Annotated in this window: 11 protein-coding genes and 1 pseudogene; all 12 read left to right on the top strand. The window is 31.7% G+C overall.

The annotated features are described in order from the left end of the window. Window positions 1-936 (top strand): alanine--glyoxylate aminotransferase family protein (locus CIW83_RS14280; RefSeq protein WP_143598569.1); only part of this gene is annotated, 936 nt, incomplete at its 5' end. A gap of 111 nt (window positions 937-1047) precedes the next feature. Then, window positions 1048-2757 (top strand): LytS/YhcK type 5TM receptor domain-containing protein, encoded by a 1710-nt coding sequence (locus CIW83_RS14285; RefSeq protein WP_094902321.1) that lies wholly within the window; start codon window positions 1048-1050, stop codon window positions 2755-2757. Further along, the gene (locus CIW83_RS14290; protein ID WP_094902323.1) at window positions 2735-3499 is read left to right on the top strand and encodes a LytTR family DNA-binding domain-containing protein; all 765 of its coding nucleotides are present in this window, start codon (window positions 2735-2737) and stop codon (window positions 3497-3499) included. Before CIW83_RS14285 ends, CIW83_RS14290 begins: the two co-directional genes overlap by 23 nt. A 132-nt stretch (window positions 3500-3631) precedes the next feature. Then, window positions 3632-4490 (top strand): annotated as a pseudogene (locus tag CIW83_RS24925) (AEC family transporter). A gap of 44 nt (window positions 4491-4534) precedes the next feature. Then, window positions 4535-6151, top strand: a complete 1617-nt coding sequence (locus tag CIW83_RS14300) for a PucR family transcriptional regulator (RefSeq protein WP_094902325.1) — start codon at window positions 4535-4537, stop codon at window positions 6149-6151. A gap of 199 nt (window positions 6152-6350) precedes the next feature. Then, the gene (locus tag CIW83_RS14305; protein WP_304440624.1) at window positions 6351-7475 is read left to right on the top strand and encodes a ring-opening amidohydrolase; all 1125 of its coding nucleotides are present in this window, start codon (window positions 6351-6353) and stop codon (window positions 7473-7475) included. 21 nt (window positions 7476-7496) lie between these two features. Next, window positions 7497-8711: an amidohydrolase family protein gene (locus tag CIW83_RS14310; protein ID WP_094902327.1), complete on the top strand. Its 1215-nt coding sequence runs from the start codon at window positions 7497-7499 to the stop codon at window positions 8709-8711. 14 nt (window positions 8712-8725) lie between these two features. Further along, complete coding sequence (locus CIW83_RS14315) at window positions 8726-9979, top strand: hypothetical protein (RefSeq protein ID WP_094902329.1); 1254 nt, start codon at window positions 8726-8728, stop codon at window positions 9977-9979. Between the two features lie 60 nt (window positions 9980-10039). Then, the gene (locus CIW83_RS24435) at window positions 10040-10876 is read left to right on the top strand and encodes a uracil-xanthine permease family protein (protein WP_201259900.1); all 837 of its coding nucleotides are present in this window, start codon (window positions 10040-10042) and stop codon (window positions 10874-10876) included. Then, the gene (locus CIW83_RS24440) at window positions 10873-11337 is read left to right on the top strand and encodes a solute carrier family 23 protein (protein ID WP_201259901.1); all 465 of its coding nucleotides are present in this window, start codon (window positions 10873-10875) and stop codon (window positions 11335-11337) included. Before CIW83_RS24435 ends, CIW83_RS24440 begins: the two co-directional genes overlap by 4 nt. Window positions 11338-11364: 27 nt before the next feature. Beyond that, window positions 11365-12309, top strand: a complete 945-nt coding sequence (locus CIW83_RS14325; RefSeq protein WP_094902331.1) for a DUF2877 domain-containing protein — start codon at window positions 11365-11367, stop codon at window positions 12307-12309. A gap of 5 nt (window positions 12310-12314) precedes the next feature. Continuing rightward, window positions 12315-13850: an acyl-CoA synthetase FdrA gene (gene fdrA / locus CIW83_RS14330; RefSeq protein WP_094902333.1), complete on the top strand. Its 1536-nt coding sequence runs from the start codon at window positions 12315-12317 to the stop codon at window positions 13848-13850. The last annotated feature ends 11 nt before the right edge of the window (window positions 13851-13861 follow it).

Consider the following 13861-nt stretch of genomic DNA (forward strand, 5'->3'; position numbering starts at 1 on the left):
ATAGCAAATACTTTAAAATCAGGTGATAATTTACTTATTGTATCAAATGGATTCTTTGGAGATAGATTTATTGATCTTGCAGAGAGAAAAGGTATAAATGTAGATGTAATAAGCAGTGAGTGGGGAAAAATTGTACCTGTAAAAGATATTGAGGCAAAATTAAGTGAAAAGAAATATGCTGCTATGACAGTAACTCATGTTGATACATCAACAGGAGTTTGTGCTCCAATAAAAGAAATTGGTGAAATGATGAAAAAGTTCCCTGAGACAATGTATATAGTTGACGGAGTTTGTGCTACTGCAGCTGAACCAGAATATGTAGATGATATGAATATAGATATTCTAATCACTGGGTCACAGAAAGCATTTGGAGTAGCACCAGGACTTGCAATAGTATGGGCAGGACCTAAAGCAATGGAGAGAAGAAAAGAACTTGGAAGAATTCCAGAGTATTATATAGACTTTGATAAATGGCTTCCAATTATGAATGATCCTTCAAAATATTTTGCTACACCAGCAGTAAATATGATTTGGGCACTTAAAGAATCAGTAAGAATAATCAAAGAAGAAGGAATAGAAAATAGATATGAAAGGCATAGAAAAAATGCAAGAGCAATGCAGGCAGCATTAGAAGTTATGGGCTTTACATTGTTAGCAGAAAAAGAGCATAGAGCAGTTACATTATCAAATGTTTTATATATGGATGGAGTAAATGATCTGGAATTCAGGAAAGTTTTAGGAGAGGAAGGAGTAGTTGTAGCAGGAGGATTAGCAGCCTATGCAGGCAAAATGTTTAGGCTAGGTCATATGGGTAATATAGATACACATGATATGGTTTCCACCATAGCAGCCATAGAAAGAGCTTTATATAAATCAGGAATTGAAGTAGAGCTTGGTAGAGGTGTAGGAGCGTTAATGGCAGAATTGCTTAAATAATAGATAGAAGAGGATGGTGGGAACCATCCTTTTTTATGTGAACATAAACCCTGTTAATTCTTTTTAAAAAGATATATAATTGACTTATGGCACATAAGAGGTGAGGACAAAATGTCAACTATATTTATTGATTTAGTTAATAGAGTTGGAATAATAATGATACTTGCTTTTATAATTTCTAGGGTAAAGCCAGTTAAAAAATTATTAGCCAAGAAGAATATCGAAATTAGAGATAAGTTAATTTTATCTGTAATTTTTGGAGTATTTGGGATAATTGGAACTTATATAGGAATATACATACATGGAGGACTTGCTAATTCCAGAGCTATTGGAGTTTTTGTAGGAGGACTTTTAGGTGGTCCTATGGTGGGCATATTAGCTGGGATTATAGCAGGTTTTCATAGAATGATAATAGATATGAATGGACTAACCACTATGGCTTGCACCACCGCTACCATACTAACAGGGATAATATCTGGATTATTAAGCAAGAGATATTATAAAAGTAAAAATAAATGTGTGATGGCAACAGTAGGAGGAATAATAGTAGAGAGCATACAGATGGGTTTAATATTACTGATTTCTAGACCTTTTTCGGATGCTCTAGGAATAGTAAAAATAATTGCACTTCCTATTATTATATTAAATTCCACAGGTATAGCTGTGTTCATTGCAATAATAGATGGTATATCTAGTGAACAAGAAAGGGTGGCTGCTAAACAAGCACAGGTTACTCTACAAATAGCTAATAGATCTTTTCCATACTTTATAAAAGGATTTAATGAAGAAACAGCTCTGGCAACTTCAAAGATAATACAAGAAATGATAGATGTTGAGGCTATAGTTTTTACGGATAAAGAAAATATATTATCATATGTAGGATCTAAAGAGGGAAATTATGAGGTTAAAGAAAATGATATAAAAGCTTTAACAAGAGAAGTTATAGAAACAGGATATACAAAAGTATTAAATATAAAAATAGATTCTAATAGCGATAAGCAAAATTTAGGTTCAGCGATTATTGTTCCACTTAAAGAAAACACTGAAACCATAGGGACTTTAACATTGTATAAAGAGAAAGAAGACTCCATCACTAAAGTGGATTTAGAGTTAACTCTAGGATTGGGTGATCTATTCTCGACTCAAATAGCTTTAAGCAAGTTAGAACATCAAAAGCGACTCTTAGCAAAAGCTGAATTAAAAGCACTTCAATCTCAGATAAATCCTCATTTTTTGTTTAACTCAATAAATACTATAGCTTTTTGCACTGAAACGGAGCCGGAAAAAGCTAAAGAACTATTATTACATTTAGGAGCTTGCTTTAGGAAAAATCTGCAACAGAATTCTGAGGAAGTAAATATATATGTAGAGATAGAATACATAAAGTCGTATGTTGAAATTGAGAAAGCCAGATTCGGGTCGAAATTAGAAGTCATATTTAATATACCTGATAATTTAGATTGTTACTTACCGCCTTTGATACTCCAACCTATAGTTGAAAATGCAATAAATCATGGAATATTTGAAAAAATAGAGGGGGGTACAGTAAAGATAACAGCTATAGATGAAAAAGAAAGGACAATTTTAATTGTAGAAGATAACGGTATAGGAATTAAAGAAGAATTTTTATCTAAGATATTTAATAATGGAAAAAATAATGACTCCATAGGATTGACTAATGTAAACAGTAGGTTAAAAAACAAATATGGAGACAATTATGGACTGGAAATAAATAGTCGATATAATGAGGGGACAGCTGTAACAATGAAGATTCCTAAAATAAGGGAGGTTGAACTCAATGTTGAGGTGTCTGGTTGTTGACGATGAGGACTATGCGAGAAAGGGATTAATTTCATTGCTTAGACATTTTGAAGAAGTGGAAGTAGTTGGAGAGGCTTCTAATGGATATGAAGCTATAAGTAAGAACAAAGAATTAGTACCGGATTTAATTTTTTTAGATATTCGAATGCCCCAAATGAGTGGATTAGAAGTTGCAGATATTATTATGAAAGAGAAGGGACGAACTGTAATTGTATTTACAACAGCTTATGATGAATTCGCAATAAAAGCCTTTGAAGTCAATGCAGTAGACTATTTATTAAAGCCTATATCGAGATCTAGATTAGGACAAACCATTGAAAAAATCCTGAGATTAAACAAAGAGGAGAATCAATGGCATATAAAAGAAATAGAGGAAATAGTCAGAGAATTACGCAAAGACCAAGGGTACAAGAGTACAAAGATATATATTAATGAAAAAGACAAGATAATAGTTTTGAATCATTCTGATATAGTATATATTAGTAGTTTGGATGGATATGCATATATAATAACTACTAAAGGAAACTTTAAATCTCGTATAACACTAAACAGCTTAGAAGAACAACTAGACTATCCCAACTTTTTTAGGGTTCATAGAAGTTATTTAGTAAATTTAGATTTTATAGAAAGCATAATTCCTTGGTATAATGCCACATATGCCTTGGAATTAACTGGAGTAAAGGAAAAGATACCTGTTAGCCGAAGTAAATTAAATGAATTTAAAGATATAATGAAGATATAGATTCCAAAACTAGGCGTTCTCCACCTAGTTTTTTAATAAAATAAATATATATAATAAAAGTAATTTAGATTGAGGGGGAACAATATGCAAACATCTTTTGTAATACAGCAAGTCACAGTATTAGCAATACTAATGGCAGTAGGATATATAGCAACAAAGAAAAATATAATAAATGAAGATATATCCAAGGGGATGACCCAAGTGCTTACAGCAATAGCCTTACCAGCACTTATAATTTCGTCCTTTAATATGAGTTATTCAAAGGATACATTAAGAGGAGTATTATTAATATTTGTATATTCTGTAGGAATACATGTTATCACCGTGTTAATATCTAAGATTCTTTTTATAAAATATCCTAAAGAAAAAAGCTGTTTTAATATTTGGTACATCATTTCCTAACTCAGGATTTATGGGGCTTCCTTTGATATTTGAATTGTTTGGACAAGAAGCGGTGCTTTATGCCTCTGTATTTATGATACCTTACCATACTATATTGTGGACTTATGGAGAAAGAATACTTTCAAAGGAAAAAACACAATCACCATTTAAAATATTAGCGAAAACTCCAGCATTAATTGCAGTATTTCTAGGTACAATAATGTTTATACTAAAAATAGAGATGCCTTATGTAGTTAGTAAGCCTCTTTCAATGTTGTCAGCACTTACCTCACCATTATCAATGCTAATATTGGGTGAAAAAATGACTAAGCTGAAATTAAAGGAAATAATAGGAGATAAGGATATATATTATGCTTGTTTTATTAAATTAATTGTAGCTCCAATTGTGGCAGTATTATTACTTAAGGCTATAAATGCACCACAGCTCCTTACAAGTATAGTAGTTACAATGCAATCATTACCAACAGCAATACTACTTGTAGTCTTAACTCAAAAACATGATTGTGAAATAGAGTTTGCCTTAAAATTCAATATAATAAGCCATATATTATCTATATTGACTATACCAATAATTTCAGTACTGCTATAGAAAGATTAATAGATGATTATCTAAATTAGAAATGGGTGATTAATATGCTTATAACAGTAAAAGATGTATTAGAATTAGATGGATTTAAACATGCTAGAATAGTTGCTGGCAAAAAGGGATTATCTAATATAGTAAATAACGCAACATTAATGGAGGTTCCAGATATATTTCCCTATGTAGATACTCATAGTCTGCTGATTACCACTTTATATCCAATATACAACAATGAAACAGCCACCAATGAACTTATTCCAAAATCAGTAGAACTAAATTTAGCTGGCATATGTATAAAACCTATAAGGTATATAAAGGAAATACCACCAACCATGATAAAGCAAGCCGATGATTTAGATTTTCCAATTATAGAGCTACCACAGGATGCCAATTTATCTAAGCTGGTAACTGAAATCCTTGAATTATCCCTAAATAAACATATAAATATATTAAATTTTAGAAATCACGTCCATGAAAGCCTGATGAAGCTTTTTCTAAAAGGAGAAGATATAGATTCATTAGTAAATAATTTATCTGAAATAGTAAAGTTTCCAGTTCTTTTATTAGATAATGATTTAAATATTACACATATGTCTAAAGATTTAGAGGAACAGGAAGTATCTATAATATCATTTTCTAATAACCATGGAAATAATAGATTTAAAGTTAAAGTAAAAGATATAGAATATGAGGAAGAATACTATATAAAACATTATATAAATGCAGGAAAGACTAGATTTGGATACATCGTATTGTTAAAAGGAGAAGTTAATAATCAGAGTTTAATAGTGGCTGTCGAGCAAGCTTCTCTATTAATAGCATCTGTGTTCTATAAGAATTATGCCGTATTAGAGAAGGAGAAAAGTTTTCAAGATGCGTTTATTAGAGATATATTACAGGGAAAGATAGATTCTCCTATAGATACTATCAATAAAGCTAAAACCTTTGGATGGAATATGGAATTTCCAGAGGTAATAATGATTGCAAAATTATTAATGGAAGATGATAAAAAGAAGAAGCTATTATATGAATATATTTTAGATTCGAAGTATATAGAAAAGATTCTTGAGGAGAAATTATTAATAAATAGTAATAAAATTAAAACTGTGTATATAGATGATTCCATTGTAATTTTTATTAATGTTATATTTATGAACAACATTAAAGAAAATTGCATAGAAGTGGGAAAATTAATCGTAGAAAGGCTAAGAGATAAGGTTAAGATAGGGATAGGGATATCTAATACGGCAAAGGATATGGACAGTTTTTCCTTAGCCTATAAAGAAGCTCAAAGCAGTGTAATCACAGGTTCTATTTTAAATCAAAATTCCTTTGTAAGTCATTATAGTGATTATGAGATGTTTAATATTATAAAAGAAGTAAAGGATATAGAGATTCTAAATAGATATGTAAATAATAAGCTAGGGAAAATAATAGAATACGATAAGGTAAATGATATGAGGTTAATGGAAACTTTAAAGGTTTTAATAGAGGAAAATTTTAATGTTAAGAAATCAGCAGAGAGTTTGTTTATACACTACAATACTTTGAGATATAGAATAGATAGGATAAAAGAATTGGGAATAAAGATAGATAACGGATTTGAAGTTGGAGAATTAGTATTAGCATATAATATCTATCTATGGCTTGCATCAAATCAAAGATAATTATATATATATAATAATGGAAAAAGTAATAAAATGGGTCCCATTGTCAACTATTGACAATGGGACCCATTTTTTTGGCTAGATATAATGATGACTATAAAAAAGGTGTATGATATGCTTTTGTCAAGGGAAAAATTAAAATATTTTTTAATTTCAAATAAATTATTAAATTTCAACAAATGGAGGAAAACTAATCAATATGAATAAGGAGGAGAAAGCAATGATGGATGTAAAAGTGTATAAGATTCCTATGGCAGGACCAGATGATGTAGTTGGTTTGAAAAAATTAATAGAAACGGGTGAGATTATACCTGAAGAAATTGTGGCTGTTTTAGGTAAAACGGAAGGTAATGGTTGTGTAAATGACTTTACCAGAGGATTTTGTACAGCTTCCTTCAGAAGTTTTTTAGCTAGAGAGTTAGGAAAAACTGAAAAAGAAGTAGAAGAAAATGTTGCTTTTGTAATGTCTGGTGGAACTGAAGGGGTAATGACTCCCCATGCTACTATTTTCACTAAAAAAGAAGTAGAAGAAGTAAAAACAGAAGAAAAATCCTTAGCTGTAAGTGTAGGTTTTACTAGAGACTTTTTACCTGAAGAAATGGGTACTTTAACTATGGTTAAAGAAGTAAAAAGAGTAGTTTTAGAGCTTATGGAATCAGCGGGAATTGAAGAAAAGGAAGATGTTCATTTTGTACAAATAAAATGTCCCTTATTGACTTCAGATAGGATTATAGAAGCAAAATCAAGAGGAAAATCTGTTGTTGTGGAAGACACTTACAAATCAATGGGATATACAAGAGGAGCTTCTGCTTTAGGAGTGGCTGTTGCTTTAGATGAAGTAGAAGAAGCAAAAGTTACAGAAGAGACTATATTAAAAGATTGGTCTTTATATTCAAAAGTGGCTTCAACTTCTGCAGGAGTAGAGTTAATGAACTGCGAAATCATATTGATGGGTAATTCTAAAAACTCCATTAGTAAATATAGGATAGGTCATAGTGTCATGAAGGATGCCATAGATCTAGAAGGAGTTATTGAAGCTATGATTAATAGTGGATTAGACATAGATAAACTGCCAAATGAAGAAGATAAGAAAAGAATAGTGAATATACTTGCTAAGGCAGAAGCTTCTCCAGATGGATATGTAAGAAATAGAAGAAACACCATGTTAACTGATTCAGATATAAATCATACTCGTCATGCTAGGGCAGTAGTAAATGGTGTTATAGCTTCAATTGTAGGAGATCCCATGGTTTATGTATCAGGTGGTGCAGAACATCAAGGTCCAGCTGGTGGAGGTCCTGTGGCTGTTATTATTGAAAAATAATATAAGAATTGAGGTGGCTAAATGGATTATATCTTGAAAAATGGATATTTCCCTTTCGTTAATGAAATACAAGATGTCTATATTAAAGATGGATTAGTTGAAAAAGTCGAAAAAGATATTGAACCTATAGACCTAGATACCCAAATTATAGACTTAGAAAATAGGATAGTTATAAGCGGATTTGTAGATGGTCATATGCATCTTGATAAGGCTTTAATAGGAGAAAAAGTAATAAATAAAAGTGGTACCTTATATGAAGCAATTGAAATCATGAGTAAATATAAACATAGTATGACAAAAGAAGATGTAAAAGAAAGATCTAAGAAGATCTTAGATCTTTCTTTTAGAAATGGAACTAGATTCCTTAGAACTCATATAGATGTAGATGATAAGATTCAACTAAAATCAATTGAAGCTTTATTAGAATTAAAAGAAGAATATAAGGAATCAATGGATATTCAAATAGTAGCTTTTCCTCAAGATGGGATAATAAAAAATAGTAGGTCTTATTTTTATCTGGAGGAAGCCTTAAAGATGGGAGCTGATATAGTTGGTGGAATACCTGCAATAGAAGAAGACCCAATAAAGCATATGAATATGATATTTGATTTAGCAATGAAATATGATGTAGATATTGATATGCATATAGACGAAACCGATGATGCTGATTCTTTAATAATCAATGATTTGGCAAGGTTGACTATAGCTAATGGATATATTGGTAGAGTGACAGCAGGTCATTGCTGTAGTCTATCGGCAAATGAAAAGGAAATTATATTACCTATTATTGAGTTAGTTAAAAAAGCAAAGATAAATATAATTTCATTACCTTCTACTAACCTATATCTACAAGGAAGAGGAGATAAAATAAATATTAGAAGAGGCATAGCCCCAGTTAAATATTTGCTAGACCATGATATACCTGTAGCAATTGGATCTGATAACATTAGAGATCCCTTTAATCCTTTTGGAAATGGAAACTTATTGGAAGAAATATTAATAGCTGCTCATGGATGTCATATGGGTGGAGAAAAAGACCTAAATAAATTATTTGATATGGTGTCTATTATTCCTGGAGAAGCTTTAAAATTTGATTATAATATCAAAGAAGGAAATAAAGCAAACTTCATAGTTATAGATGCCGGAACTAAAGTGGATTCAATAATCAGACAAGCTAATATATATGGATACTTCAAAAATGATATTTTTGGAACTAATGTAATAAATAATCAATAAGGAGGCGACTAGGCATGAGTTTGTTAATAAATATAATACCATTAGTTGTAGTATTGGCACTTTTATTTAAAAAGCAGCATATGCTTTTTGCGGGATTAATAGGAGGAATTCTGGCCATTTTAATAGGTGGATTAGAGATGTCAAAAGCAAGCCAAATGTTTGTAGGTGGTATAACTAATATGTTAGGCATTACAGTTCCAATAATCTATGCTGCATCAGCTGCAATGGTTTCAAAAGCTGGAAGTATAGAATCTTTAGTAGAATTAGCTAGAAGGAGTTTAAAGGGAAAGATAGGTATACTAGCAGGAATTATAGTTTTAATACAAGGTTTTGCAACATATATGGCAGGAATGGGTGCAGGAAATACCATGGTTACTGCACCATTAGCGGCAGCTGCAGTAGGGGCAATTCCTGAGGTTATTGTAGCAATGGCAATAGTTTCAGCAGTAGGATTTACCACATCTCCAGCATCAACAGAAACAGTATTAGCGGCAGAAAGTGTTGGAAGAGATGTAATATCTCACGCAGCGGCTATGAGACCATATACTATAGCTTTTTATTTGCTAGCTGCTGGACTAGCTATCTATGGTGTTTATAAAAGAGGGGCTCTTACAAAAGACAATGCTAAAAAAGAAAACAATGATGAAAATAAAAGCAATGGTACTCTGCTAAAACAATCTATACCAGCAATTGCCCTATTAGTAATGGTAGTAGGTGGAAATGCCTTAAATTCATTAATTGGAATAAATCTATTTACACCTGCAACAGCGGTTATCTTTACAAGTATTTTAACAGTGCTCTTAACTCCTCTTAATATAGATGAAACCTGTGAGGCATTGATTGAGGGCTCTAGATTTATATTAACTACTTTATTTGCAGTAGGAATGTTCCTAGCATTCATAAATATGATTGGAGAACTGGGAACCTTTGAGCAAATAGCAGCCTTAGCAAGTAATGTTCCAGAAGCAATAATACTACCTGTAGCAATGATTATAGCATTTTTAATAGCTATTCCTTCTGGAGCATTTGCGGCCGGAGTTCTAACATTGATACTTCCTACTTTATCAGCATTAGGCTTACCTTCAGAGGCCATGGGTTTTGTAGCCATAGCAACAGGACTTGGAACTCAAATAAGTCCTGTTCAGATAAATATTGCAGCCCTATCAAAAGGTTTTGAAATAGACATAATAGACGTTATAAAGGGAAATCTAAGATATATATTAGGAGCATTAGCCTTACTGATTATAATTGCAGTCGTAGTAATATAAAAAACTATATGAAAGGGATATAGCGATGATATATCCCTTTCATAAAACAGAGGTGATATTATGGAAAATAAAAAAACGGAAATGGATATTGTTTATGGTATTGAAGATAAGCCAGAGTTATCCAAAGCCATACCTTTAGCATTTCAACATATATTAGCTATGTTTGCTGCCAATATTACTGTACCCCTTTTATTATCAGCTTTATTAGATTTACCACCAAGTGAAACAACATTTTTAATACAATGTGCTTTACTTATGGCTGGAGTAGCAACCTTTATTCAGATAATGAAATATAAAGGGATAGGCTCAGGGCTTCCTATAGTAATGGGGACTAGCAATGCTTTTATATCTACAGTTTTAGCCATAGCCAAAGATTTTGGAATAGGTGGAGTTTTAGGTGCTAGCTTTATCGGAGGATTATTTGAGGTATTTTTAGGGAAAAACCTTCTAAGATTAAAGAAAATATTTACGCCTTTAGTAGCAGGCATAGTAGTACTAACAATAGGGATAACACTTATACCTGTTGGTATAAAGCAGGCAGCAGGTGGAAGTACCAATATAGGGGATTTAAGAAGCTTACTAATTTCAACAACAGTTCTAGTCATAATAATTTTATTTAATCAGAGCAAGAACAAATTCTTAAAATCCTCATCAATACTAATAGGATTAGTATCTGGATATTTAATATCTTATTTTTTAGGAATAATAGATATAACTCCAGTGATGGAATCAAGCTGGATTTCACTACCTAAGCCTTTTGCATATAAATGGTCATTTAAACCAACTGCTATTATAGCCATGCTTTTCATGTATGTTGCCACAGCAATAGAAACCATAGGAGATATATCTGCCCTTACTATCGGAGCAGAAGCAGAGAAGCCACTGACGAAGAAATGAGTGGAGGAGTAATTGCCGATGGATTAGGAAGTAGTATAGCAGCTTTATTTAACGGATTTCCTAATACTTCCTATACTCAGAATATAGGAGTAGTTAACTTAACAGGTGTATTTAGCAGACATGTGGTAAAGATAGGAGGAATTATTTTAATAGTTCTATCTATATTTCCTAAATTTGGTTCTTTGATAGCTATAATGCCAGAACCAGTATTAGGAGGGGCAGCTATCGCCATGTTTTCTATGGTAGCTGTATCTGGCTTATCTTTATTGAGAAATATAAAGATGAATAGTAGAAACATGCTTATAATCGCAATATCCTTAGGACTTGGTATAGGATTAAATATAGTACCGGAAGCAACCCAAAATTTGCCTAGAGATATACAACTTTTCTTGACATCTGGAGTAGTTCCAGCAGGATTAGTATCAATAATCTTAGATTTATGTCTACCAGATAATGAGTAAGGATTAACTAAGAGGAAGGGACGGTCTATGGAGAAAGATGGATATGAAATCATAAGTTTTAGTGCTTATGCTTATGACAAACACTTCATTGAATTTTTTAATGAGAATAGGAATTTAGAGAGAGTAGGCAAAATCCACAGCATCTACTCTAGAACTATAAACTTTTTAGATAATAAAGACAATATGTATACCATAGGATCTAAAAGTATAGATAATAGTCCCTTCACCTTGAGAATAGACAATAGAAATATAAGTTTTGAAGATTTGGATTTAGAAGAAGGAAATAGATTATTTAAAATGGACAACAGCCTAATTATAGAGGATAAAGTAAAAATAGATTTGGGATCTAATGGCATATTGTGGAATCCTAATGTAGAAAAGAGAAGAGATTTAAATAAAAACTTAATAATGAAAAATATAGGATATTTTAATGATTTTATTTTAGAGAAGGGTTCAAATGGTGGATGTAGATATTTTTATTTAGAGAATTATTTAAAAGTAAAAGCTTGTAATCTCGGGTTAATTGAAAAAGAATTATCGGTGAGAATAGAAGTATTCTTAGATGCTTTAAATTATGGAAATATAGATGAAGTTAAGATTAATTCCTTAATCGGATTTGGAATTGGGTTAACACCTTCTGGTGATGATTTTCTAACGGGTTTCTTATCCGTACTAAATATAATCTCAACAGATTATTCCAATAAAATAAAAAGAAAATTAATAAATTTAATTGATATAGATAAAATCTCAACTACTGATGTAAGCAAACAAATGCTTTCAATTACTTTAAGAGGTGAATCCAGAGAATATATTTTAAGTTTTATAAATGCATTCTTAGATGGAGATAAAGAACAGTTCCTTTTATTTTTGGAAAGATTACTGAATATTGGGTCTTCTTCCGGGACTGACCTAGCTGTTGGAGTAGTTACTGCATTTATTTTATTAATAAACAATTTCAATATGGAGGAATAAGAACTATGAAAAATACAATAATTAGAAAAAATGCTTATTATGACTCTGTTACTTTGATGTCTTTGTCCAGTAAAATACTAGATGTAAACGGGGTAGAAGAGGCAGTAGTATCTATGGCAACAGAAATGAATAAACAATTGCTACAAAATGTTGGATTAGCTACAAAGGAGTCAGATGATGCTGGAAATAATGATTTAATGATTGCTATAAAGGCAGAAAATGAGAATAGTTATGAGGAGGCTTTAAAGTTAGTAGAAGAGCTTTTAAGTCCAAAAAATAAAAAGAAGAAAAAAGGAGAACTAGAAAGTCCCAAGACAATCGATACAGCATTACAACAAATGGAAGATGCTAATTTAGCAGTAATTTCAGTACCGGGGCGATATGCAGCCAGGGAAGCAAAAAAAGCTTTGGAAAAAGGTCTTCATGTAATGATGTTTAGTGACAATGTAACTCTAGAAGAGGAAAAAGAGTTAAAGGAAATAGGTAGAGAAAAAGGACTTTTAGTAATGGGACCTGATTGCGGTACTGCTAGTATAAACAATGTTGGATTGTGTTTTGCCAATGAAGTAAGAAATGGAGATATAGGAATAGTTGGAGCTTCAGGTACAGGACTTCAAGAGGTCATGGTTCAAATCCATAGACTTGGAGGAGGAATCTCTCAAGGAATAGGAACAGGAGGAAGAGACCTTAAAGAAGAAATTGGTGGAATTATGATGATAGAAGGGCTAAAGGCTTTAAGTAGAGATAAGGATACTGAAGTAATAGTTTTGATCTCTAAGCCGCCAGCAAAATCTGTGGAAAAGAAAATACTGGAGGAAGTAAAGAAGGTAGATAAACCAGTAGTTATATGTTTTATAGATGGAGATAAAGAAGATGAAAAGGATTCAAAGGCTACATTTGTTTATGGACTTTATGAAGCAGCAAAGAAAGCTGTGGAGCTATCAAGTGGATGTAAAGAGGAAATTGGAAAAGAGAATAATTCATTTATAGATGTTAAAGAGTTGAAGAAGTCATTAAAGCCAGGACAAAGGTATTTTAGAGGATTATTCTGTGGAGGTACATTATGTGCTGAAGCACTATCTATTTTAAGGGGAAGCTTTGATTCTGTTAGAAGCAATGTAGCTAAAAATGAAAACGAAAAGCTTGAGAACATAAATGATTATCATGGGAATGTACTATTAGATTTAGGAGAAGATGAATTCACTGTAGGAAAACCTCATCCCATGATAGAGCCTACTTTAAGGCTTGATAGGATAATAAAAGAAGCAAAGGATGAAGAAGTAGGAGTTATACTCATGGATTTTGAACTAGGATATGGGTCTCATGAAGATCCTGTAGGAGTTACTATAAAATCTATTAAAGAGGCAAAAAATATTGCTAATTCTCATGGAAGAAATTTAATATTTGTAGCTTATATTTGTGGTACAGATATTGATAAACAAAATTATGAAAATCAAAGAAAAATGTTAGAGCAGGAAGGAGTATTAATTGCAGAAAGTAATATTGAAGCAGCCAATATAGTAATAGAAATATTATCATAATAGGAGGGTTT

Source organism: Tissierella sp. P1 (assembly GCF_002266425.1).
GTDB classification, from domain to species: Bacteria; Bacillota; Clostridia; order Tissierellales; family Tissierellaceae; genus Tissierella; species Tissierella carlieri.

Bases quoted from the DNA above. Each gene is read 5' to 3' on its own strand.
- fdrA (WP_094902333.1), top strand. From the start codon at position 12,315: ATGAAAAATACAATAATTAGAAAAAATGCTTATTATGACTCTGTTACT.
- CIW83_RS14310 (WP_094902327.1), top strand. From the start codon at position 7,497: ATGGATTATATCTTGAAAAATGGATATTTCCCTTTCGTTAATGAAATA.
- CIW83_RS14290 (WP_094902323.1), top strand. From the start codon at position 2,735: ATGTTGAGGTGTCTGGTTGTTGACGATGAGGACTATGCGAGAAAGGGA.
- CIW83_RS14325 (WP_094902331.1), top strand. From the start codon at position 11,365: ATGGAGAAAGATGGATATGAAATCATAAGTTTTAGTGCTTATGCTTAT.
- CIW83_RS14300 (WP_094902325.1), top strand. From the start codon at position 4,535: ATGCTTATAACAGTAAAAGATGTATTAGAATTAGATGGATTTAAACAT.
- CIW83_RS14285 (WP_094902321.1), top strand. From the start codon at position 1,048: ATGTCAACTATATTTATTGATTTAGTTAATAGAGTTGGAATAATAATG.
- CIW83_RS24435 (WP_201259900.1), top strand. From the start codon at position 10,040: ATGGAAAATAAAAAAACGGAAATGGATATTGTTTATGGTATTGAAGAT.
- CIW83_RS14305 (WP_304440624.1), top strand. From the start codon at position 6,351: ATGAATAAGGAGGAGAAAGCAATGATGGATGTAAAAGTGTATAAGATT.
- CIW83_RS24440 (WP_201259901.1), top strand. From the start codon at position 10,873: ATGAGTGGAGGAGTAATTGCCGATGGATTAGGAAGTAGTATAGCAGCT.
- CIW83_RS14315 (WP_094902329.1), top strand. From the start codon at position 8,726: ATGAGTTTGTTAATAAATATAATACCATTAGTTGTAGTATTGGCACTT.